Genomic DNA, 21,522 nt, shown 5'->3' on the forward strand with positions numbered 1-21,522 from the left:
GGGTGCGGCGGGCCTACCGTCGGGGGGTGGGCGTACTAGTGATCATCCTCGGCGCCGCGTACGGGGCCACCGCGGGGCTCGGGCTGCCGCGCGCCGCCTACCGGCTCTCCGTCGCGCCCGGCGAGCCCTGGCGGGCGCACTGCCCCCGGGGACGGCCGCTGCCCGGCTGGCTGGGCGCCGCGCCCGGCTACGGACCCCGCGCGGGCCGGGTCGCCGCCGCCACCGCAGCCGTGTGCGCCGGGCTCGGCGCGGCCGTCGGGGCGCGGCCCGAGGCGGCGGTGTTCATCGCGCTGGCGCCGGCCCTGGTGCTGCTGGCCCTCGTCGACCTCGCGGTGCACCGGCTCCCCGACGTGCTGACCCTGCCCCTGGCCGCGGCCTGCGCCGCGCTGCTCGGCGCGGCCGCACTGCTGCCGGGCGCCGCCGGGTCGTGGCGGCTCGCCCTGCTGGGCGGGCCCGCGCTCGGGGCCGCGTACCTCGTGCTGTTCCTGGTCAACCCCGCCGGGATGGGCCTCGGCGACGTCAAGCTGGCGCTCCCGCTGGGGGTCGCTCTTGGGTGGTACGGATGGGGGGTATGGGCGGCCGGGGCGTTCCTCGGGCTGCTCTACGGGGCGCTGTACGGCCTCGCCCTCGTGCTGCGGGGCCGGGCGGGCCGCCACCAGGGCTTCGCCTACGGCCCCTGGATGGCCGCCGGAGCCCTCACCGGAGTGCTGCTGGGCGGATTCGGAGCGTAATCATCTTGCGCCAATGCACGCAGGACGCTTTACGAAGGGTTATGGTGGAACCCCCCCCTCGGGCCGGTCCGTATCCCCCCCACGGACCGGCCCGTTTTTCGTTCCACCCGCCCCCCGGGCAAACGCGCAGGTCAGCCGCGCTGGGCCCAGAGGTTGGTGCCGGGGGTGGACACCGCGAAGGAGTCGATCTCCTTCAGCTCCTCCTCCGTCAGCGGTTCCGCCGACAGCGCGGCGAGGTTTTCCTCCAGCTGCTCCACGCTCGACGCGCCGATCAGCGCGGAGGTCATCCGGTCGTCCCGCAGCACCCACGTCAGCGCCAGCTGGGCCAGGGACTGCCCGCGCCGGGCCGCGATGTCGTTCAGCCCGCCGAGCCGGCGGACGACGTCGTCCGACAGCAGCTCGGGGCTCAGCGACTTGCCCTGGCTGGCCCGCGAGCCCTCCGGGATCCCCCGGAGGTACTTGCCGGTCAGCATCCCCTGCGCGAGGGGCGCGAAGGAGATGCAGCCCATGCCGGCCTCCTCCAGGGTGTCCAGCAGCCCGTCCTCCTCCGTCCAGCGGTTGATCATGGAGTACGAGGGCTGGTGGATCAGCGGCCGCACGCCCATGTCCGTCAGGATCCGCGCCGCCTGCGCCGTCTGCTCGGCGGTGTACGAGGACACGCCCGCGTACAGAGCCTTGCCCTGCTGGACCGCGGACGCGAGCGCGCCCATGGTCTCCTCCAGCGGGGTCTGCGGGTCGAAGCGGTGCGAGTAGAAGATGTCGACGTAGTCCACGCCCATCCGCTTCAGCGAGGCGTCCAGCGAGCCCAGCAGGTACTTGCGGCTGCCCCATTCGCCGTACGGGCCGGGGTGCATGAGGTAACCGGCCTTGGTGGACAGCACCAGCTCCTCGCGGTACCGCGCGAAGTCCTGGGCGAAGACCTTGCCGAAGTTCAGCTCGGCGGAGCCGGGCGGCGGGCCGTAGTTGTTGGCCAGGTCGAAGTGGGTCACGCCGAGGTCGAAGGCGCGGCGCAGGATCGCCCGCTGGGACTCCAGGGACCGGTCGTCGCCGAAGTTGTGCCAGAGGCCGAGGGAGATGGCGGGGAGCTTGAGGCCACTGCGACCCGTGCGCCGGTAGTGCATGGAGTCGTAGCGCGAGGGCTCTGCCCGATAGGGATTGTTATCAGTCACGTTGTCCTTGCTATCACGGACCTGTGACGGACCGAGTTGGGTACCCGATCCCGCCGCGCAGTAATGTGGCGGACTCGGGGGAGACCGCAATTCGCACGGGGGCTTTGCACGGAGGGGCTGGAAGATCGTGAAGCTGCGCGACCTGGTGTACAGGCTCTATGCACGCCGGGTGGAAGGCCGCCTCGACCATGACGCGTCGCCCAAGCACATCGGCGTCATCCTGGACGGGAACAGGCGCTGGGCCAAGGCGTCCGGAGGTACGACGGAGCAGGGCCACCAGGCCGGCGCCGACAAGATCTCCGAGATGCTCGGCTGGTGTACCGAGACGGACGTCGAGGTCGTCACCCTGTGGATGCTCTCCACGGACAACCTGGACCGGCCGGAGGTCGAGCTCCGGCCGCTGCTCAACATCATCGAGAACACCGTCCGGGGCCTCGCCGAGGACGGCCGCTGGCGCGTCCACCACGTGGGCAACCTGGACATCCTGCCCGCGCGGACGCAGACCGTGCTGAAGGAGGCCGAGCAGGCCACGCACGACGTCGACGGGATACTGGTCAACGTCGCCGTCGGCTACGGCGGCCGCCAGGAGATCGCCGACGCCGTCCGCTCGCTCCTCCTGGAGCACGCCGAGAAGGGCACCTCCTTCGAGGAGCTCGCCGAGGTCCTGGACATCGACCACATCGCGGAGCACCTCTACACCCGCGGCCAGCCCGACCCGGACCTGGTGATCCGCACCAGCGGTGAGCAGCGGCTGTCCGGATTCATGCTCTGGCAGAGCGCGCACTCCGAGTACTACTTCTGCGAGGTCTTCTGGCCGGCCTTCCGCAAGGTCGACTTCCTGCGCGCCCTGCGCGACTACGCCGCCCGCCACCGGCGGTACGGCACCTGACCGGGAGCGGCTGACACCCCCTCGGCCCCTCCCGACCCCGCGAAAAGCCTTCACCTGGGATTCACCGAGCGTCCGTCATATGCCATGGCATGGCGGCGCTCGTTCGAGGGCATAACCCTGGCAGGTCGATGCCCGATCCACGGGTGTCGAGTCTCAGCGGACGGCACAGGGCCGTCCGCCCGGGAGGCCCTTTGCACCAGGACGCGCGTGCGGTTCGCACGGACGGATTGGAGGGCCGGAATTCGGCCCTGGCACTGGCGCCGATGACCGGTCCGGTCTTCATGGCCCGACCTCTTCCGAGGGGGTACGTCCTTCCGTGGTGACCAGCACAAAGCGCCGCCTGCCCGACAGGCGGACCTACGTCCTCGACACCAGCGTCCTGCTGGCCGACCCCAACGCGTTCTCCCGTTTCGACGAGCACGAGGTCGTGCTCCCGATCGTGGTGATCACCGAGCTGGAGGCCAAGAGGCACCATCCCGAACTCGGCTACTTCGCCCGTCAGGCCCTGCGCCTGCTCGACGACTTCCGGGTCCGGTACGGCCGCCTCGACGCCCCCATCCCGCTGGGCGATCTGGGTGGCAGCCTGCGCGTCGAGCTCAACCACTCCGACCCCGGCGTCCTGCCGGCGGGCTTCCGGCTGGGGGACAACGACTCGCGGATCCTCGCGGTCGCCCGCAACCTCCAGGCCGAGGGCTACGACGTCACGGTCGTCTCGAAGGATCTCCCGCTGCGCATCAAGGCCTCCTCCGTGGGGCTGCTCGCCGAGGAGTACCGCGCGGAGCTCGCGATCACGGACGGCGGCTGGACCGGCATGAGCGACCTGGCGCTCTCCGGGGAGCAGGTCGACCTGCTCTACTCCGAGGAGCGGCTCCACGTACCGGAGGCCGCGGAACTGCCCGTGCACACCGGGCTGGTCCTCCAGTCGGAGCGCGGCAAGGCCCTGGGCCGCGTCACGGCCGACGGCAACGTGAAGCTCGTACGGGGCGACCGCGAGGCCTTCGGGCTGCACGGCCGCAGCGCCGAGCAGCGCATCGCCCTGGACCTGCTGCTCGACCCGGAGATCGGGATCATCTCGATGGGCGGCCGGGCCGGCACCGGCAAGTCGGCGCTGGCGCTGTGCGCGGGCCTGGAGGCGGTGCTGGAGCGGAGGCAGCACCAGAAGGTCATGGTCTTCCGGCCGCTGTACGCGGTGGGCGGCCAGGACCTCGGCTACCTGCCCGGGGACGCGGCCGAGAAGATGAGCCCCTGGGCGCAGGCCGTCTTCGACACCCTGTCGGCGGTCGCCGGGCGCGAGGTCATCGAGGAGGTGCTGGGGCGCGGGATGCTGGAGGTCCTGCCGCTCACGCACATCCGCGGCCGGTCGCTGCACGACGCGTTCGTCATCGTGGACGAGGCCCAGTCCCTGGAGCGCAACGTCCTGCTGACCGTTCTGTCCCGGATCGGGGCCAATTCCCGGGTGGTCCTGACCCATGACGTGGCCCAGCGGGACAATCTGCGGGTCGGCCGGTACGACGGAGTGGTCGCCGTCGTTGAGAAGCTGAAGGGGCATCCGCTCTTCGCCCACATCACGCTGACCCGGTCCGAGCGCTCCCCGATCGCCGCCCTCGTGACGGAGATGCTGGAGAACCTCTAGCCGAGAAGGGGGTAAATCCCCCATAGCGGGCCGGTGAGTTGGCGCCGCCCGGCAAAGGCGCAGGAGCCTAGCCGGGCGGCGTCCCGCTGCACAGGCCTTTGCCGAAATCAGCGGCGTCATGGCAGGTGTGACCTTTCCCACGCAACGCGGAATTGCCCTGCGGCGTCGAGGTCCGGCAGAGTCTGTTTTCCGTCAGGCCCCGCATACGGCACAGGTGTATCTCCCGTTGGGATACGCGCAGTACCACAACTCCACAGCCGACGTCCGTATGCCGCCCGGAACACGCGGCAGCCCCCGCAAGGGAGTTGCCCACGGGCCCGCGTCTCCAGTGACCTCATCACCCCGGAGACCAGTGTCGAGGGGGCACTCTTGCGACCGCGCGGTCACTGCGGACGCTGCTGGAAGGACACCGTGTGAGCCGGATCTCGGTCCGGGGGTTCGCAGTGGCTTCGGCCACCGCGGTCACCACCGTCGGCGCAGTCGTCGGCGTCGCCACTGGCGATGCCGCCTCGAACGATCTCGAGACGACCGCGTCCGGCGCGACTCTCCTCACTGACATCCCGGTCGGCGAGCAGGCCCAGGTCCAGAGCGCCACCCTGGCGCAGCAGGCCGACAGCATCGCCCACGCCGCCGACGCCGACGCCAAGCGCTCGGCGGAGGAGGCCGCCCGCCTCCAGGCCGCCGAGGACGCCAAGTCCAAGAAGGCGGAGGCCGAGAAGGCGGAGCAGGCGAAGAAGGCGGAAGCCGACGCCAAGCTCAAGGAAGAGCGCGAGGAGAAGGGCGAGGTCGCCAGCCGGTCCGCCACGCGCGACGCCGGCGACTTCGCCGTCCAGGGCTCCTACACGGTCGCCCAGGTCAAGGCCATCGCCCAGCAGTTGGTCCCGGCGGGCCAGTTCCAGTGCTTCTCGAACATCATCAACCAGGAATCGACCTGGAACTACAAGGCCGTGAACTCCTCCTCGGGAGCCTACGGTCTGGTCCAGGCGCTCCCCGGCTCGAAGATGGCCTCGGCCGGCGCCGACTGGCGCACCAACCCGGCCACCCAGATCAAGTGGGGCCTGGGCTACATGAACGAGCGCTACGGCAGCCCGTGCAGCGCCTGGAGCTTCCACCAGGCCAACGGCTGGTACTAGAGCCCCGCGTAGAGCCCCCTCGTAGGGCCCGGGTACAACCTCGGGAACCCCACACCGTACGACGGTGTGGGGTTCCGCGCGTGTACGGTCGTGCGAGGTGTCACCGCTGGGCGGGGGAAGGGAACGACATGGCGAAGAGGGCAGGCTGGCTCGGCCGGCTCGGCAGCAGACTGAGCCGGATGGAGGCTCGCCTGCACGAACGGCGGGCCGAGGTCGAGGCGGAGGACGCCGGTGAACCGCCGCTGCCCGCCTCCGTGGTGGCCGCGCCGGTGCCCGGCGCCGAGGAGGCGGCCGGGCACCACGCGGTGCTCCCGGCGCCCGCGCGGCCCGACCCGGTGACCGTCATCCCGTGGGGGGTGCGGGTCGCCGCCGAGGCCAGCTGGCGGCTGCTGCTGCTCGCCGGGATGGTCTGGGTGCTGATGAAGGTGATCAGCGAAGTCCGCCTGGTCGTCCTCGCCTTCGCCGCGGCCCTGCTCGTCACCGCGCTGCTCCAGCCGTTCGTGGTGCGGCTGCGCAGGCTCGGCCTGCCGCGCGGTCTGGCCACCGCCGTCACCGCGATCCTCGGGTTCGTCGTCATCGGACTGGTCGGCTGGTTCGTGGTCTGGCAGGTCATGGAGAACCTCGACGACCTCTCCAACCGGCTCCGCGAGGGCATCAACGAGCTCAAGAGCTGGGCACTGGACAGTCCGTTCCACGTGACCGAGAAGCAGATCAACGACATCGCGAAGAACCTCAGCGAGACCATCGGCACCAACACCGAGGAGATCACCTCCGCCGGACTCCAGGGCGTGACGGTGCTCGTCGAGGTGATGACGGGCATGCTCCTCGCGATGTTCTCGACGCTCTTCCTGCTCTACGACGGCAAGCGCATCTGGACCTGGGTGCTCGGCCTGGTCCCGGCCGCCGCCCGCCCCGGCGTCGCGGGCGCCGGCCCGCGTGCCTGGCGCACGCTGACCGCGTACGTGCGCGGCACGGTCCTCGTCGCGCTGATCGACGCCGTCTTCATCGGTCTCGGGCTGTACTTCCTTGACGTGACGATGGCCGTGCCGCTGGCCGTGTTCATCTTCCTGTTCGCCTTCATCCCGCTCGTCGGCGCCGTCATCTCCGGGGCGCTCGCCGTGGTCGTGGCGCTGGTGACGCAGGGGCCCGTCATCGCCCTGGCGGTGCTGGGCGTGGTGCTGGCGGTCCAGCAGATCGAGGGGCACGTGCTCCAGCCCTTCATCCTCGGCCGGGCCGTACGGGTCCACCCGCTCGCGGTGGTGCTCGCGGTGGCGGCCGGCGGGATGATCGCGGGCATCGGCGGAGCGGTGGTCGCGGTGCCCCTGGTGGCCGTCACCAACACCGTGGTCGTCTACCTGCGGGCCTACTCGCGCGAGCGGAACCACGGGGCCGGCGCCGCGAGCGGCCCGGGGCCGCACGGAGCCACCGCGGTACGGGCTGCCGCGCTGGAGGCCGGGGACGATCAGCGAGCCTGAGCCTACGACCGTGCCCCCGCCGCCCGGAAGGGCTGCGGGGGCACGGTGGCGCGTACGGGAGGACCCGTACGGGTGCTACTCGGCGGCCAGGGTCGCTTCGGCGTCGAGGGTGACGGCGACGGCCTGGATCACCGAGGCGATCTTGAAGGCCTCCTGGACCGTCTCGCGGCCGACGCCCGCCTTGCGCAGGACCTGCTCGTGCGAGTCCAGGCACTGGCCGCAGCCGTTGATCGCGGAGACCGCGAGGGACCAGAGCTCGAAGTCGACCTTCTCCACGCCCGGGTTGCCGATGACGTTCATCCGCAGGCCCGCGCGCAGCGTGCCGTACTCCGGGTCGGAGAGCAGGTGGCGCGTGCGGTAGAAGACGTTGTTCATCGCCATGACCGCCGCGGCGGACTTGGCGGCGGTGTACGCCTCCGGGGACAGCGCGGCCTTGGCCTCGGGCTCCAGCTCACGCAGGACGCGCGGGGAGCGGGCGGCGATCGCGCAGGACAGGACGGTGCCCCACAGCTGCTGCTGGGTCAGGGTGTCCTGATTGCCGATGACCGAACCGAGGTTGAGCTTCAGGTCCTTGGCGAAGTCCGGTATGGCCGACTTGAGGGAGTCGAGGGACATCCGTCACTCACCGGCCAGCAGGGCGCCGGCGTCGAGGGTGCTCTCGCCCTTGTTCCAGTTGCACGGGCACAGCTCGTCGGTCTGCAGGGCGTCGAGGACCCGCAGGACCTCCTTGGGGTTGCGGCCCACGGAACCGGCGGTCACCATGGCGAACTGGATCTCGTTGTTCGGGTCGACGATGAAGACCGCGCGCTTGGCGAAGCCGTCCTCGCCCTCGACGCCGCAGGCCTGCATCAGCTCGTGCTTGACGTCGGCCAGCATCGGGAAGGGCAGGTCACGCAGGTCCGCGTGGTCCTTGCGCCAGGCGTGGTGGACGTACTCCGAGTCGCCCGAGACGCCGAGGACCTGCGCGTCGCGGTCCGCGAACTCGTCGTTCAGCTTGCCGAACGCGGCGATCTCGGTCGGGCAGACGAAGGTGAAGTCGGCAGGCCAGAAAAACACCACGCGCCACTTGCCCTCGTAGGCCTTGTGGTCGATCTGCGCGAACTGCTTGTCGGCCTCCAGGGAGACGCAGGCGGTCAGATCGTAGGTGGGGAACTTGTCACCGACAGTGAGCACACTCACTCCTTGCGGAATGGAAAGTGACCCTTTTGGGGGCTTTCCGAGAGGGTTGGACGGATCTCACATGCTGGCACAGCTGCATTGATTGCGGAAATAGCTAGTCTTGTGTCGGGTGATCGGAGGTACCTATCAGTGGCTGTGAGTAGTAGAGGACCGAAGCAGCCGACGCTGGCGCAGCTGCGCGCCTTCGCGGCGGTCGCGGAGCACCTGCACTTCCGCGACGCCGCCGCGGCGATCGGCATGAGCCAGCCCGCTCTCTCCGGTGCCGTCTCGGCGCTGGAGGAGGCCCTCGGGGTGCGGCTGCTGGAACGCACCACCCGCAAGGTGCTGCTCTCCCCGGCGGGGGAGCGGATCGCGGTGCGGGCGCGGGGCGTGCTGGACGCGCTGGGCGGGCTCTTGGAGGAGGCCGACTCGGTACGGGCCCCCTTCACCGGGGTGCTGCGGCTCGGGGTGATCCCGACCGTGGCCCCGTACCTGCTGCCGACCGTGCTCGGGCTGTTCCACCGCAGCTATCCCGGGATGGACCTCCAGGTGCACGAGGAGCAGACGGCCTCGCTGCTGGAGGGACTGGCCGGCGGGCGGCTGGACCTGCTGCTCCTCGCGGTGCCGCTGGGCGTGCCCGGCGTCACCGAACTGCCGCTCTTCGACGAGGACTTCGTCCTGCTGGCCCCGCGCGAGCACCCGCTGGCCGGGCGGCGTGACATTCCGCGCGAGGAACTGCGCGGGCTCCAGCTCCTGTTGCTCGACGAGGGGCACTGCCTGCGCGACCAGGCCCTGGACATCTGCCGGGAGGCCGGGCGCGGCGCCGGAGCGGACGTGACCACCACGGCGGCGGGGCTCTCCACGCTCGTCCAGCTCGTCGCCGGGGGGCTCGGGGTGACCCTGCTGCCGCGTACCGCGCTGCGGCTGGAGACGGCCCGCAACGAGCACCTGGCGACCGGGTACTTCGCCGAGCCGGCCCCCTCGCGGCGGATCGCGCTGGCCATGCGGACCGGCACGGCCCGCCAGGAGGAGTTCCGGGCCGTCGCGGGCGCCCTGCGCGAGGCGGTGCGCCCGCTCCCGGTGTGGCCCACCGACTGAGGCCGTGCGCCGCTGCCGGGGTTGCCCCGCTGCCCCGTTGCCCCGCTACTCCGTGCGCAGCCCGTCCGGGCGCATCAGCCGCAGCAGCGCCGGCAGGGACAGCAGGGTGACCGCCGCCACCACGCCCGCGCCGGCGCCGGTGAGCGCGAGGACCGAGCCCCAGTCGACGCGGAAGGGGACGCGTGCCATCCGGGTCAGGACCCCGCCCAGGGTGATGCCGACGGCCGCCGCCAGGACGAGGCCGAGGCCGACGGGCAGGGCCGACTGCCACAGCACCGACAGGCTCAGCGTCGAGCGCTTGGTGCCGAAGGCGACCAGCGCCGAGAGGAGCTTGCGGCGCTCGCGCAGCTGCTCCAGCTGGGAGACCAGCAGGCTGGTGCCGATCAGGACCAGCACCCCGGTCGCGCCGAAGAACAGCCCGGTGCGGATGCCGGTGTAGTGGGGGTCCTGCCGGGTGGAGCGCAGGGTCATCGCCGTGTCGAAGGGGTTCGCCTTGAAGGCGGCCGTCCGGACCCGCTCCAGCGCGTCCGGGTCGGCTTCGTCGACCTGGACGAAGACCTGCGCGGACCTGGCGCGGGCCAGGCCCTGCGGGGCGGCGCCGGGGGTGGCGAGCAGGCCGGTGCGGAAGCCTCCCGCGGGGTCCTCGCGCGCCGGGACCGTGCGGGCGTCCGCCGGGACGGCCCACTCGACCGTCCTGCCGCCCGCGTCGGCGGACTGCTGCGGGGAGACCGAGACGTCACCGGCGAAGAGCCGGTCACCGGGGTTGACGGCGAAGCCGAGGGGGCCGCCGGACAGGACGAAGGCGTCCCCGTCCCGGCAGGCGCCGATCTCGGCGACCTCGGCGAGCGCCTCGCAGGTGCCGACGGTCAACGGCACCGACTCCGGACTGGGCACCTGCGCCGCGGTGTTGACGTGCTCCAGCGCCACCGTCCGCACCACGCCCGGGGTCGCGGCGATCCGCTGGGCGAGCGCCTCCATGCCGGACTCCCTGCCGCTGTGCAGCATGACCGCCACCGACGCCCGGGACGGATCCTGCCCGGTCTCCTCGGTGAAGTCGCCCTCCGTACTGGTGAAGAACATCTGCAGCGCGATGGCCCCGGCGACCGCCACCGCGATGCCGTTGACCAGGCGGACGGCGGGGCCGTTGGAGGCCTGGAGGCGGCGCACGGCCAGCTGCCAGGAGACGGGACCGCCGCCCAGCCGTGCGACGAAACGTTCCAGCAGCCAGGGGAGCAGCGCCGTGATCCCCACCAGCAGCAGCGCCACGCCCGCGGTGACCTGCCACTGGCTGAAGCGGCCGTGGTCGTTGCCCCGGCCCGCCAGCGGCGCGAGCAGGCCGAGCCCGCCCAGGGGCGGCAGCAGCCGCCACCAGACGCGGCGGCGGCCCTGCGCGGCCGTGCGCAGGACACCCAGCGGCTCGATGACGACCCCGCGCAGCGTGAACAGGGTGACGCCGACCGCCGCGAGGGGCACGGCCAGGGCCACCAGCGCCGCCAGCCCCGGCGAGGGGTCGAGGTCGGCCGGGAAGACGCTGCGCTGGTTGAAGGAGAACGAGCCGACCAGCCGGCGCCCGATCAGGAAGAACCCGGAGCCGAGGACCAGCCCGGCCACCGCCCCGGCCAGCGCCTCGCCGGCCGCGATCCGGCGGACCGTCCGGGCGTCGGCCCCGACCAGGCGCAGCGCGGCCAGCCGCAGGTCGCGCCGCTCCCCGCCGGAGCGGACGGCGGCGGCGATGAACACGGCGACCGGCATCAGCAGCGCCACGAAGGTCAGCACGGCCATCAGCATCAGCACCGGGCTGAGCGGCCCGCTCTCCAGGGCGTCGGCGAAGCCGGTGACGCGTTTGACGCGGTACTCGCCCGGCCCGGGGAGCGGGAGGCTGTCGGCGCCCTGGTAGAAGGCGAGTTCGGCCGGACCGGTCAGCCCGGCGTCGCCGATGACCGCACTGATCCGCCCGTCGAGGCGTTCGCGCAGCAGCGCGCCGCCGGGGGAGCGCAGCAGCTCGTCCAGGGCGGGGGAGACGGCCAGCTCGCCGGGTGCGGGGAACGCCTTCAGGCCCGGCGGCAGCGGGGCTTCGGAGCCCTCCGGCCGCAGCAGCCGGCCCTCGATGTCCTGGCCGCGGAAGGTCATGTTCGCGTTGCCGACCAGCAGGGTGTTCCGGCCCGGCGCCGCCGCCTCGGGAGCCGACACGGTGGAGCGGGCGTCGGCGCGCTCGTCCCGGGCGCGGAGCGCGCCGGGGACCGCCGTACTGATCAGCAGCAGCGCCACGCCGAGGCCGACGCCGACGCCGGTGAACAGGGTGCGCAACCAGCCCTCGCGCCCGCCGCCGAGGGCGAACCGGGCGCCCATCGCGAGGTCCCGGGCCCAGGCCCGCGCGGTGCTCATACGATCCGCTCCATGTCGCGGGACCGGCCGTCGCGTACGACGATCTCGCGGTCGGAGTACGCGGCGACGCGCGTCTCGTGCGTGACGAGGACGACGGCGGCGTTCGCGGACCGCGCGGCCTCGGTGAGCAGCTGCATCACCAGCTCGCCGTTGAGGGAGTCCAGGGCGCCCGTGGGCTCGTCCGCGAAGATCACCCGGGGGCCGGTGACCAGGGCCCGCGCCACGGCCACGCGCTGGCCCTGGCCGCCGCTGACCTCGCCGGGGCGCTTGGCGGCGAGGTCCTCCACCTGGAGCCGCTCCATCCAGTGCAGGGCGGTCCGCTCGGCCTCCTTGCGCCTGGTCCCGGCCAGGCGCAGGGGCAGGGCCGCGTTCTCCACGCAGGTCAGCTCGGGGACGAGCTGGCCGAACTGGAAGACGAAGCCGAAGTCGCCGCGGCGCAGGGCGCTGCGCTCGGCGTCGTCCATCGCCGACAGCTCGCGGCCGGCGTAGGTGACGGTGCCGGAGTCCGGTCGGACGATCCCGGCGAGGCAGTGCAGGAGCGTCGACTTGCCGGAGCCGGAGGGTCCCATGACGGCGACGACCTCGCCGGGGTGGATGGAGAACCCGGCCCCGTCCAGGGCCTTGGTGGGTCCGTACGCCTTGCACAGGTCCGTGGCGGTGAGCAGGGATCCGGCCGGGGTCATCGGCGTACCTCCCGGGCGAGTTGGTCCAGTCGGGCGGCGGTCAGTTCGAGCCAGCGGACGTCGGCCTCCAGGTGGAACAGGGCGTGGTCGCAGACCAGCTGGTCGGCGATGTCCCCCTTGCGCTTGCGCTGGGTCAGGATGCGCATCAGGCGCAGGTGCTCGGCGCGCTGGGTGTCCAGCAGTTCGTCGGCGCTGCGGTGGGTGAGCAGGGCCAGGACCACCTTGGTGTACAGGGTGGACTGGAGGTACGGCTCGGGCTTCTCGGGCTGGGAGAGCCAGTGCTCGACGTCGGTGATGCCGGCGCTGGTGATGGCGTAGCGCTTGCGGTCGGGGCCGCCGCCGCTCTCGATCCCCTCGACCTCGACGAGGCCGTTCTTCAGGAGGCGGGACATGGTCGAGTAGACCTGCCCGTAGGCGAGGGGGCGGTCGTGGCCGAAGGTCTCGTCGAAGGCGCGCTTGAGGTCGTAGCCGTGGCGCGGGCCGGCCTCCAGGAGGCCGAGCAGGGTGTGACCGATGGACATGGGCGCGACTATACATGGGGTGTATACGCACGGTGTATAGCTGCCCGAGGTGCGGATTTGCGCGACCGGTCACGCCGAAGGCCCGCCGGCGGGGCGCAGGCGGGCCTTCGGGTGCGGGTGGGGCGTACGGAGTGGCGCGCGCCGCGCGCCGTCCGGCTCAGGAGTCGGGGGAGTTGCGGGGGCGGCCGCGCGGGGGGATCGGGGCGGCGCCCCCGGGGAGGCGGCCCGACTCGGACAGGGCCCTGCGGAGCAGGAACTCGATCTGCGCGTTCGCGCTGCGCAGCTCCTCGCCGGCCCAGCGCGCGAGGGCCTCGTACACCTGGGGGTCCAGCCGCAGGAGGACCTGCTTGCGCGCCTGCCGCCCGGCCCGGGCGGCCCCCGGCTCGCCCGGGTCCTGGCCGCCGGGGCGCGCTCCGCCGGAGGGGGTCACTGGTAGAGGGTGCCCGTGTTGATGACCGGCGTGGCCGCGCGGTCGCCGCAGAGCACCACCATCAGGTTCGAGACCATGGAGGCCTTGCGCTCCGGGTCCAGGTCCACGATGTCCTCCTCGGCCAGCCGGGTCAGGGCGAGTTCCACCATGCCCACCGCACCCTCCACGATCTGCTTGCGGGCCGCCACGACGGCGCCTGCCTGCTGGCGCTGGAGCATCGCGGAGGCGATCTCCGGAGCGTACGCGAGATGCGTGAAGCGGGACTCGATGATCCGCACGCCCGCCGCCTCGACCCGGGTCGCCAGCTCGGCCGCGAGCTTCTCGGTGATCTCCTCGGCGTTGCCGCGCAGGGAGAGGCCGCCCTCCTCGTGGGAGTCGTAGGGGTACTCGATGGCGATGTGGCGCACCGCCGCCTCGGTCTGCGTCTCGACGAACTCGGTGAAGTCCTCGACCTCGAAGACGGCCCGCGCGGTGTCGGAGACCCTCCACACCACGACCGCCGCCAGCTCGATCGGGTTGCCGTAGGCGTCGTTGACCTTCAGGACGGCCGTCTCGTGGTTGCGGACCCGGGTGGAGATCTTCTCGCGCGAGGTCAGCGGGTTGACCCAGCGCAGCCCGTCCGTGCGCACCGTGCCCCGGTAGCGGCCGAACAGCTGGACCACCCGGGCCTCGCCCGGGGCCACGGTGTTCAGCCCGGTCATGGCGAAGAGCGCGCCGAGGGCCAGCAGGGCGCCCAGCGGGATCAGGACCGCCCTGGCGGCCGTCGTGTCCGCCGCCGCGGCGAGGGCGAGCAGGCCCGCACCGGCGGCGACGCCCGCCAGCCCGCCGAGCAGGGCGGGCCCGCCGCCGACGCTGCGGGCCGTGAACTCCCGTACCTCGCCGGACCGTGTGTCAGCTGCGACTGTCATGGATTCCCCCAGTTTGAACCGTTGCGTCCGGCCGTCGTCGACCGCGGCCCCCTATCAAAGTGATATCACTTTTTGCGGTCACCGCAACCCTTCCGGCATCGTGAGCGTCGGTTCCATCGGAGTGGGTGCTGATTCTCACGTCCGATTTGACCGGTATTGATCAGGGTTGATCAACCTTTGTCACAGCCTGCGGTGTTAGTTTTCTGAGCTGACGTCGGGGGGGTAATCGAGCGGAGCGGGAGCGATGGGCCGAGCAGATGCGCGACGGGCGCAGCAGCAACGCGGTGCGCGGAAAGCGCCGAGCGGGCGCGCCGGCGGGCGCGCGGGCAAGGCGACCGGGAAGCGCAGCGGCATACGCCGCTTCCTCAACTGGAAGACGATCCTGGGGACTTTCCTCGGCGGACTCCTCCTCATGGTCGTCGCCGCCGTCGCCCTCTACTTCTCCGTGGACGAGCCGAGCGACCCGAACAAGACCGCGACGCTCCAGAGCAACACCTACAAGTACGCCGACGGCTCGATCATGGCCCGCACCGGCGACATGAACCGCGAGATCGTCACGATCGACAAGATCCCCGAGGACGTCCGCACCGCGTTCATCGCCATCGAGAACAAGACCTTCTACCAGGACCGCGGCGTCGACGTCATGGGCGTGGCCCGGGGCCTGGTCAACACGGTCCGCGGCAAGGGCACGGCCGGCGGTTCGACGATCACCCAGCAGTACGTCAAGAACTACTACCTGACCCAGGACCAGTCGCCGACGCGCAAGCTGCGGGAGCTGATCATCTCCCTCAAGGTCGACCAGCGCATGGAGAAGCCCGACATCCTGGCCGGCTACCTGAACACCAACTTCTACGGCCGCAACGCGTACGGCATCCAGGCCGCCGCCCAGGCCTACTACGGAGTCGACTCCGAGAAGCTGACCCTGGAGCAGGGCGCCTACCTGGCCGCCGTCATCCAGGCACCCAGCCAGTACGACTGGGCGACCGCCGGCCCCAACGGCAAGCGGCTGGTCATGATCCGCTTCAACGCCGTCCTCGACAACATGGTCGAGATGGGCAAGCTGGACAAGGCCAAGCGCCAGACCCTGAAGTTCCAGGAGCCGATCAAGCCCAAGCCGCGTCCGGGCATGGACGGGCAGAAGGGCTACCTGATCCAGGCCGCCGAGGTCGAGATGAACCGGCAGGGCATCAAGGACTCCGAGATAGCCGCCGGCGGCTGGACGATCACCCTCGCCATCGACAAGAAGAAGCAGGCCGCCCTGGAGAAGGCCGTCCAGGACGAGCTGGAGTCCAAGCTGGAGCGCAAGAACACCAAGGACCGGCCCCAGGACCAGAGCGTCCAGGCCGGCGCCACCTCCGTGGACGCCAAGACCGGCTACATCGTCGCGATGTACGGCGGCGTGGGCCTGACCGAGAAGTCCGCGAGCAACGCCCTGCGCACCGACTACCAGCCGGGCTCCACCTTCAAGCCGATCGTGCTGGCCTCCGCCCTGGAGAACGGGGCGAAGACCCAGGACGGCCGTCCGATCAACCCGAACACCCTCTACGACGGCACCAGCAAGCGCCCCGTGGTCGGCAGCGACACCCCGTTCGCCCCGGAGAACCAGGACGACATCAACTACGGCGACCCGATGGTCACCATCCAGGAGGCCACCAACTCCTCGGTGAACTCGGTCTACGCCCAGCTGATCGTGGACGCCAAGCCGGCGAACGTGAAGAAGACGGCGCTCTCCCTCGGCATGGTCGACCGTGAGGGCTGGCTCGCGGACAGGCCCGCCATGTCGCTCGGCACGATGAGCGCCAACACCGTGGAGATGGCCGCCGTCTACGCCACGCTCGACAGCCACGGCAAGAAGGTCACCCCGACCATCATCAAGAAGGCCGAGCACAAGGACGGCGAGTTCAAGCCCGTCACCCCCATCGGTTCCCAGGTCCTCACCAGCACCACCGCCGACACCGTCACCAAGGTCCTCACCGGCGTCGTCGAGGACGGCTCCGGCAAGGCCGTGCGCAGCTCCGCCTACGAGGCCGCGGGCAAGACCGGCACCACCGAGAAGAACGTGGCCGCCTGGTTCACCGGCTACACCCCGGAACTGGTCACCGTCGTCGCCATGTTCGGCGAGGACCCCAACACCCACAACCAGGTCACCCTGACCGGTACCGCGGGCAAGGGCCGCGCGGGCGGCTCCAGCTTCCCCGCGCAGATCTGGCAGGCGTACACGACGGCCGCGCTGAAGGGCCAGACCACGGGCCAGTTCGACCTGTCGGACGCCAAGATGGGCACCCCGCCGCCCGCGCGCTCCGCCAGCCCGTCGGCCACCCCCAGCGGCACCGTCTCCCCGTCGCCGACGACCTCCGGCGCCCGCCCGTCCGGCACCCCGGACCCGTCGGGCAGCTCCGGCAAGCCGGACCCGACCTCGTCCACCAAGGACCCGACGCCGCCGACGAAGAAACCGACGCCGCCGACGAAGGACCCGACCCCGACGAAGGACCCCACCCCGCCGATACTGCTGCCGAACCCGCAGCAGCGCTAGGCACCGAACGGCCCGCGGCCCCGCAGCGAAGACGCTGCGGGGCCGCGGCCGTACCGGTCGTCCGGGGTCAGCGCCGCTCGTGCGCCCCCGGCAGCGGCAGCTCGAACCAGACCACCTTGCCGCTGCTCAGCCGGGTCGCACCCCAGCGCCGGGCCAGCCGGTTGACCAGGAACAGGCCGCGCCCGCCCTCGTCGGTCTCCCGGGCCCTGCGCTGGCGCGGCAGCTGCGGGGAGTCGTCCCCGACCTCGCAGCGCAGCACGTCCGTGCGCAGCAGGCGCAGCGTCACCGGCCGCTCCGCGTACCGGACGGCGTTGGTGACGACCTCGCTGACCAGCAGCTCCAGCGAGTCGCTCAGCTCCTCCAGGCCCCACCGGGTCAGCGCCCGCCGGGCGAACCGGCGGGCCCGGCCCGGAGCGGTCTCCTCCGGGTCCAGGAACCAGTACGCCACGTCGCTGGGCGCGATCCCCTCGAAGCGGGCCGCCAGCAGCGCGATGTCGTCGTCCCGGTCTCCCGGGCCCAGCATGTCCAGTACGTCGTCGCAGAGGGCCTCCAGCGGCGGCGGGTGGTCCAGCCCGGTCAGCTGCGCGGTGGCGGCGAGCCGCTCCCGCAGCTGTTCGATGCCGGTCCACACGTCCCGCAGCCGGGACTCCACCAGCCCGTCCGTGTACAGCAGCAGCGTGGCCCCGGCCGGGGCGTCCAGCTCCACGGCCTCGAAGTCCACGCCGCCGACCCCGATGGGGGCGCCCGGCGGTACGCGCAGCACCTCGGCGCGGCCGCCCAGGTGCAGCAGCACCGGCGGCGGATGGCCGGCGTTGGCGATGGTGATGCGGTGCGAGACGGGGTCGTAGACCGCGTACAGGCAGGTGGCCATGCGGTCGGAGCCCAGGCGCTGCGCCTGCTCGTCCAGGTGGTGCAGCACCTCCGCCGGCGGCAGGTCCAGCTGGGCCAGGGTCTGGGCGGTGGTGCGCAGCTGGCCCATGATCGCCGCCGAGGTCATGGAGTGGCCCATGACGTCACCGACCACCAGCGCCACCCGGCTGCCCGGCAGCGGTATGGCGTCGTACCAGTCGCCGCCCACCCGGGCCGTCTCGGCGGCGGGCAGGTAGCGGGAGGCCAGGCGGACCCCGGTGGGCTGGGGCAGGCCGTCGGGCAGCATGGTGCGCTGGAGCTCGTCGGCGATGTAGGCCTCGCGGCCGTAGAGCACGGCCTTGTCGATGCCGAGCGCGGTGTGCGTGGCCAGCTGCGCGGCGACGAGCAGGTCGTTCTGCTCGAAGGCGTCCCGGTCCGGGGTGCGCAGGAACACCGCCGCGCCGATCACGCGGCGGCGGCCCCGCAGCGGGGCCAGGATGGCCCGCTGGCCGCGCGGCACCGGGTGGTCGGCGCCCAGCAGCTCCGGCAGCGCGTCCTTGGCCCCGGCGGCCGACCCGAACACCGGCCGTACGCCGCGCAGCACCTCGGCGAGGGCCCCGCCGGGCCGGATCTCGCACAGCTCGGCCGCGGGCAGGTCGCCCTGCGGCCCGACCAGCGGCAGCTGGCTGAAGTCGAGCTCGCCGGGGCCCCCCGCGGCCCCGGCGCCCTCGGCGGCGTCGGTGAGGTCGTCGATCGGCCGGAGCCGGTCGGTGCGGCGCAGCCTTAAGACGACCGGGCCGACCGGCCGCTCGTCGCCGACGGGCAGCGGGTCGCGCAGGTAGACCAGGATGGCGTCGGAGAAGGTCGGCACGGTCGCCCGGCACAGGCCGAGCACGATCTCGTCGAGGTCGATGCCGCGCGCGATCCGGCGCGTCGCGGCGCCGACGAAGCGCAGCCGGTCGCCCTCGCGGCGGGCCACGCCGACCTCACCCGGGCCGTGGCCCGGCCCGGAACCGGAGCCCGCGCCGGCCGCGCCGACACCGGTGCCCGGACCCGCGTCCACCACCGCCCGTACGGCGGCCTCGGCGCCGGACGGCCCGGCCGGGACCCCGTCGGTCTGCGGCCCGCGCCGGCCCGCGTTGCGGGCGGCCTCGCCGTCGCGGCTGCGCGCGGCCGCCGGGCCGGTGTCCGCCGGGCCGTGCCCGGAGCCCTCGCCGGTGGTGCCGCGCGGGCGCGGGAAGTCGGCATGCGTGCGTACGGCCTCGGCGGCCGCGATGGGGGCCTTGCCGTGGCCGAGCTCGTCCGTACCCCCGCCGGAGGCGACGGCGGGCTGCGGGCCCTCCTGGGAGGTGGGGTACTCCGTCACGCGTGGAATTCCGTCCGTTTGCGCTCGATGTGCGCTGCACTCAACTCGGTCAGTCGCGGTATACCCGCTCAGCGGCGGGGGCACCACCACCCCCGGGTACCGCGTCCCGCTCGTTACCTTTCGCTCGCGTGGACCTCCGGTCAAGTCCCGGTCGCCGCAGGTCATTTACGGATACGGGACCGCGGAGACCCCCCCCCGCGTACGACCGGCGGAGGACGATCCTACGTTTGAACCCCGGGGGCGCATCAAGGGTCTCATGAGGTCATATGCGCCGGGGTGCGGTCCCAGTCCTCGGGCAGAACCGGAACTCCCCAGGCCGGATCGGGCCTCCAGTCCTGCCAGCCGTCGCAGAACGGAGCCCCCCAGGCCTTCACGACGTCCACCGCCGCGCGCCCCGCCTCCCGCACCCGCCGCGCCTGGTGCCGGTCCAGCAGCCCGATCCGCTGCGCCTGCGCGAACTCGTCCTCGTCCAGCCACTTCCAGCTGCGGTCGGGGTAGACGGCGATGTCGAGGAAGTGGTCCACGGAGTCCACCCCGCCGGCCCACCGGGTGCGCGGCTCCTCGAGGTTGACGTACCAGTTCCTGAGCCGCCAGTCTCCGTCCCAGAACAGCCAGACCGACCACGGCTGCCCGGGGCGGGCCAGTTTCAGCACGCCCCCGCCGAACCAGTGCGACCGTACGGTGGTCCGCGGCGCGGTGTACCGGGTGGCGAGCGGCTCGCGGTGCACCGGAGTGCCGTCCGCCAGCACCGGCTTGACGCACTCGGTGCCGGGAGCCATCCACACCGCGAGCAGCTCGTCCGTGTCCTGCACCACCGTCACGGGGCGGGCGATGTGGATCCGGCCCCGGAGCCCCGGGGCGTGGTCGCGGTAGCGCCAGAGGATCCGGTCCCCGGGCGCCCAGTGCGCCTCCCGCGTCCCACCCCGCGCGGCGGGCCGCGCCGCGCCGCCCCCGGGGCTGTAGGTACCTGTCATGCGCAGATCTTAGGGCGGCGGCCCCGCCGGATGCTGCGGTGCAGGTCACGGAGGGGGCCGAGGGCCGTAAACGACTGGATTCGGCCCCTGTCCGGAACGGCTTTCAGGGTCGGGTCATCCGCAGGACGTCGAGCGCCTCGTCCAGCTGAGCGAGGGTCAGGTCGCCCCGGTCGACGTATCCGGACTCCAGGACGACCTCCCTGATCGTCTTCCGCTCGGCGAGCGCCCGCTTGGCCACCTTGGCCGCCTCCTCGTACCCGATGTACCGGTTGAGCGGGGTCACCACCGAGGGCGAGGATTCGGCGTACTCCCTGGCCCGCTCGGAGTTGGCGGTGATCCCGTCCACGGTGCGGTCGGCCAGCAGGCGGCTCCCGTTGCCGAGCAGCCGGATCGATTCGAGCAGGTTCCGGGCCATCACCGGGAGCATCACGTTGAGCTCGAAGTTGCCGGCGGCGCCCGCCACGGCGACCGTCGCGTCGTTCCCCATCACCTGTGCGGCGATCATCAGAACGGCCTCCGGGACGACCGGATTGACCTTTCCCGGCATGATCGAGGACCCCGGCTGGAGATCCGGCAGATTGATTTCGGCCAATCCGGTGCGCGGGCCCGAGGCCATCCAGCGCAGATCGTTGCAGATCTTGGTGAGCGAAACGGCGATCGTACGGAGCACCCCCGAGGTCTCCACCAGCGCGTCCCGGGCCCCCTGCGCCTCGAAGTGGTCGCGCGCCTCGGTCAGCGGCAGACCCGTGGCGGCGGCCACCTCCGCGATCACGGCCGCCGAGAACCCGGGCGGCGTGTTGATGCCGGTGCCCACCGCCGTCCCGCCCAGCGGCAGCTCGGCCAGCCTCGGCAGGGCCGCGCGCAGCCGCTCGACGCCGTAGCGGACCTGGGCGGCGTACCCGCCGAACTCCTGGCCCAGGGTGACCGGGGTGGCGTCCATGAGGTGCGTGCGCCCGGCCTTGACCACCTCGGCGAACTCCTCCGCCTTGCGCTCCAGCGCGGCGGCGAGGTGTTCCAGGGCGGGGACCAGCTCGCGGGAGACGGCGGCGGTGGCGGCGATGTGGATCGACGAGGGGAAGACGTCGTTGGAGCTCTGCGAGGCGTTGACGTGGTCGTTGGGGTGGACCTCGCGCCCGAGCCGCTCGGTGGCCAGGGTGGCGATCACCTCGTTGGCGTTCATGTTGGACGAGGTCCCCGACCCGGTCTGGAACACGTCGACGGGGAAGTGCTCGTCCCAGCGCCCGTCGGCGACCTCGGCGGCGGCGGACCGGATCGCCTGGGCGAGGTCCCCGTCCACCACGCCGAGCTTGGCGTTGACCAGGGCGGCCGCGGACTTGATCCGGGCGAGCGCCTCGATGTGGGCGCGCTCGATGCGCTGCCCGGAGAGCGGGAAGTTCTCCACCGCGCGCTGGGTCTGGGCGCGCCACTTGGCGTGCGCGGGCACCCGTACCTCGCCCATGGAGTCGTGCTCGGTGCGGTATTCCTGCGGCTGCTGATCGTCGGTCATGTGCGTAGCCTCCTCAAAAAGTTGAGCAATTGTCTTGTTCGAACTGTTCCCATCTCCCCTACCGGCCAGTAAATACCGGG

Annotated in this window: 18 protein-coding genes; 7 read left to right on the forward strand and 11 right to left on the reverse strand. The window is 72.2% G+C overall.

The window, feature by feature from the left end:
* Positions 1-26 precede the first annotated feature (26 nt).
* On the forward strand, positions 27-731 hold the full coding sequence (locus tag ACZ501_RS07495; RefSeq protein WP_361598126.1) for an A24 family peptidase: 705 nt from the start codon (positions 27-29) through the stop codon (positions 729-731).
* Between the two features lie 131 nt (positions 732-862).
* On the opposite strand, the gene mgrA is transcribed toward ACZ501_RS07495, so the two are convergent.
* Positions 863-1,900, reverse strand: a complete 1,038-nt coding sequence (gene mgrA / locus ACZ501_RS07500) for an L-glyceraldehyde 3-phosphate reductase (RefSeq protein WP_361598129.1) — start codon at positions 1,898-1,900, stop codon at positions 863-865.
* A 127-nt stretch (positions 1,901-2,027) separates the two neighbouring features.
* Here mgrA and ACZ501_RS07505 point away from each other — a divergent pair, with 127 nt between their 5' ends.
* The 4 genes from ACZ501_RS07505 to ACZ501_RS07520 all read left to right on the forward strand — a co-directional run bounded on the left by ACZ501_RS07505 (position 2,028) and on the right by ACZ501_RS07520 (position 7,030).
* A complete protein-coding gene (locus ACZ501_RS07505; protein ID WP_125601088.1) occupies positions 2,028-2,789 on the forward strand; it encodes an isoprenyl transferase in 762 nt (253 codons plus the stop codon).
* A gap of 316 nt (positions 2,790-3,105) precedes the next feature.
* Positions 3,106-4,422 carry a PhoH family protein gene (locus ACZ501_RS07510; RefSeq protein WP_361598133.1) on the forward strand — a complete coding sequence of 439 codons (1,317 nt, stop codon included), beginning with the start codon at positions 3,106-3,108 and terminating at the stop codon, positions 4,420-4,422.
* Between the two features lie 413 nt (positions 4,423-4,835).
* Positions 4,836-5,555 (forward strand): aggregation-promoting factor C-terminal-like domain-containing protein, encoded by a 720-nt coding sequence (locus ACZ501_RS07515; protein ID WP_361598136.1) that lies wholly within the window; start codon positions 4,836-4,838, stop codon positions 5,553-5,555.
* A 128-nt stretch (positions 5,556-5,683) separates the two neighbouring features.
* A complete protein-coding gene (locus ACZ501_RS07520; RefSeq protein ID WP_361598139.1) occupies positions 5,684-7,030 on the forward strand; it encodes an AI-2E family transporter in 1,347 nt (448 codons plus the stop codon).
* Positions 7,031-7,105: 75 nt separating this feature from the next.
* On the opposite strand, the gene ACZ501_RS07525 is transcribed toward ACZ501_RS07520, so the two are convergent.
* Together ACZ501_RS07525 and ACZ501_RS07530 are read right to left on the reverse strand one after the other, a co-directional pair.
* Positions 7,106-7,645, reverse strand: coding sequence for an alkyl hydroperoxide reductase (locus ACZ501_RS07525; RefSeq protein WP_468793236.1), 540 nt, complete (start codon positions 7,643-7,645; stop codon positions 7,106-7,108).
* Positions 7,646-7,648: 3 nt separating this feature from the next.
* Entirely contained in the window at positions 7,649-8,203 is a 555-nt protein-coding gene (locus ACZ501_RS07530; RefSeq protein ID WP_361598145.1) for a peroxiredoxin, read from the reverse strand.
* 135 nt (positions 8,204-8,338) lie between these two features.
* On the opposite strand from ACZ501_RS07530, the gene ACZ501_RS07535 reads away from it, so the two are divergent.
* Positions 8,339-9,286, forward strand: a complete 948-nt coding sequence (locus ACZ501_RS07535; protein WP_361598148.1) for a hydrogen peroxide-inducible genes activator — start codon at positions 8,339-8,341, stop codon at positions 9,284-9,286.
* Between the two features lie 45 nt (positions 9,287-9,331).
* On the opposite strand, the gene ACZ501_RS07540 is transcribed toward ACZ501_RS07535, so the two are convergent.
* The 5 genes from ACZ501_RS07540 to ACZ501_RS07560 form a co-directional block, all read right to left on the reverse strand.
* Complete coding sequence (locus tag ACZ501_RS07540; protein ID WP_361598151.1) at positions 9,332-11,671, reverse strand: FtsX-like permease family protein; 2,340 nt, start codon at positions 11,669-11,671, stop codon at positions 9,332-9,334.
* Complete coding sequence (locus tag ACZ501_RS07545; RefSeq protein WP_361598154.1) at positions 11,668-12,354, reverse strand: ABC transporter ATP-binding protein; 687 nt, start codon at positions 12,352-12,354, stop codon at positions 11,668-11,670. Before ACZ501_RS07545 ends, ACZ501_RS07540 begins: the two co-directional genes overlap by 4 nt.
* A complete protein-coding gene (locus tag ACZ501_RS07550; protein WP_361598157.1) occupies positions 12,351-12,875 on the reverse strand; it encodes a PadR family transcriptional regulator in 525 nt (174 codons plus the stop codon). Before ACZ501_RS07550 ends, ACZ501_RS07545 begins: the two co-directional genes overlap by 4 nt.
* 157 nt (positions 12,876-13,032) lie before the next feature.
* On the reverse strand, positions 13,033-13,305 hold the full coding sequence (locus ACZ501_RS07555; RefSeq protein ID WP_361598160.1) for a type II toxin-antitoxin system antitoxin: 273 nt from the start codon (positions 13,303-13,305) through the stop codon (positions 13,033-13,035).
* On the reverse strand, positions 13,302-14,213 hold the full coding sequence (locus ACZ501_RS07560; RefSeq protein ID WP_468793238.1) for an SPFH domain-containing protein: 912 nt from the start codon (positions 14,211-14,213) through the stop codon (positions 13,302-13,304). Before ACZ501_RS07560 ends, ACZ501_RS07555 begins: the two co-directional genes overlap by 4 nt.
* A gap of 244 nt (positions 14,214-14,457) precedes the next feature.
* On the opposite strand from ACZ501_RS07560, the gene ACZ501_RS07565 reads away from it, so the two are divergent.
* The gene (locus ACZ501_RS07565) at positions 14,458-16,746 is read left to right on the forward strand and encodes a transglycosylase domain-containing protein (protein ID WP_362455406.1); all 2,289 of its coding nucleotides are present in this window, start codon (positions 14,458-14,460) and stop codon (positions 16,744-16,746) included.
* Positions 16,747-16,813: 67 nt separating this feature from the next.
* Here the strand turns inward: ACZ501_RS07565 and ACZ501_RS07570 are convergent, their stop codons facing one another.
* The 3 genes from ACZ501_RS07570 to ACZ501_RS07580 form a co-directional block, all read right to left on the reverse strand.
* Positions 16,814-18,961, reverse strand: coding sequence for a SpoIIE family protein phosphatase (locus tag ACZ501_RS07570; protein WP_468793241.1), 2,148 nt, complete (start codon positions 18,959-18,961; stop codon positions 16,814-16,816).
* A gap of 254 nt (positions 18,962-19,215) precedes the next feature.
* The gene (gene fomD, locus ACZ501_RS07575) at positions 19,216-19,935 is read right to left on the reverse strand and encodes a cytidylyl-2-hydroxypropylphosphonate hydrolase (protein WP_361608923.1); all 720 of its coding nucleotides are present in this window, start codon (positions 19,933-19,935) and stop codon (positions 19,216-19,218) included.
* A 103-nt stretch (positions 19,936-20,038) separates the two neighbouring features.
* Positions 20,039-21,442: a class II fumarate hydratase gene (locus ACZ501_RS07580; RefSeq protein WP_468793244.1), complete on the reverse strand. Its 1,404-nt coding sequence runs from the start codon at positions 21,440-21,442 to the stop codon at positions 20,039-20,041.
* Positions 21,443-21,522: the final 80 nt, after the last annotated feature.

Source organism: Streptomyces sp. NPDC034085 (genome assembly GCF_055575555.1).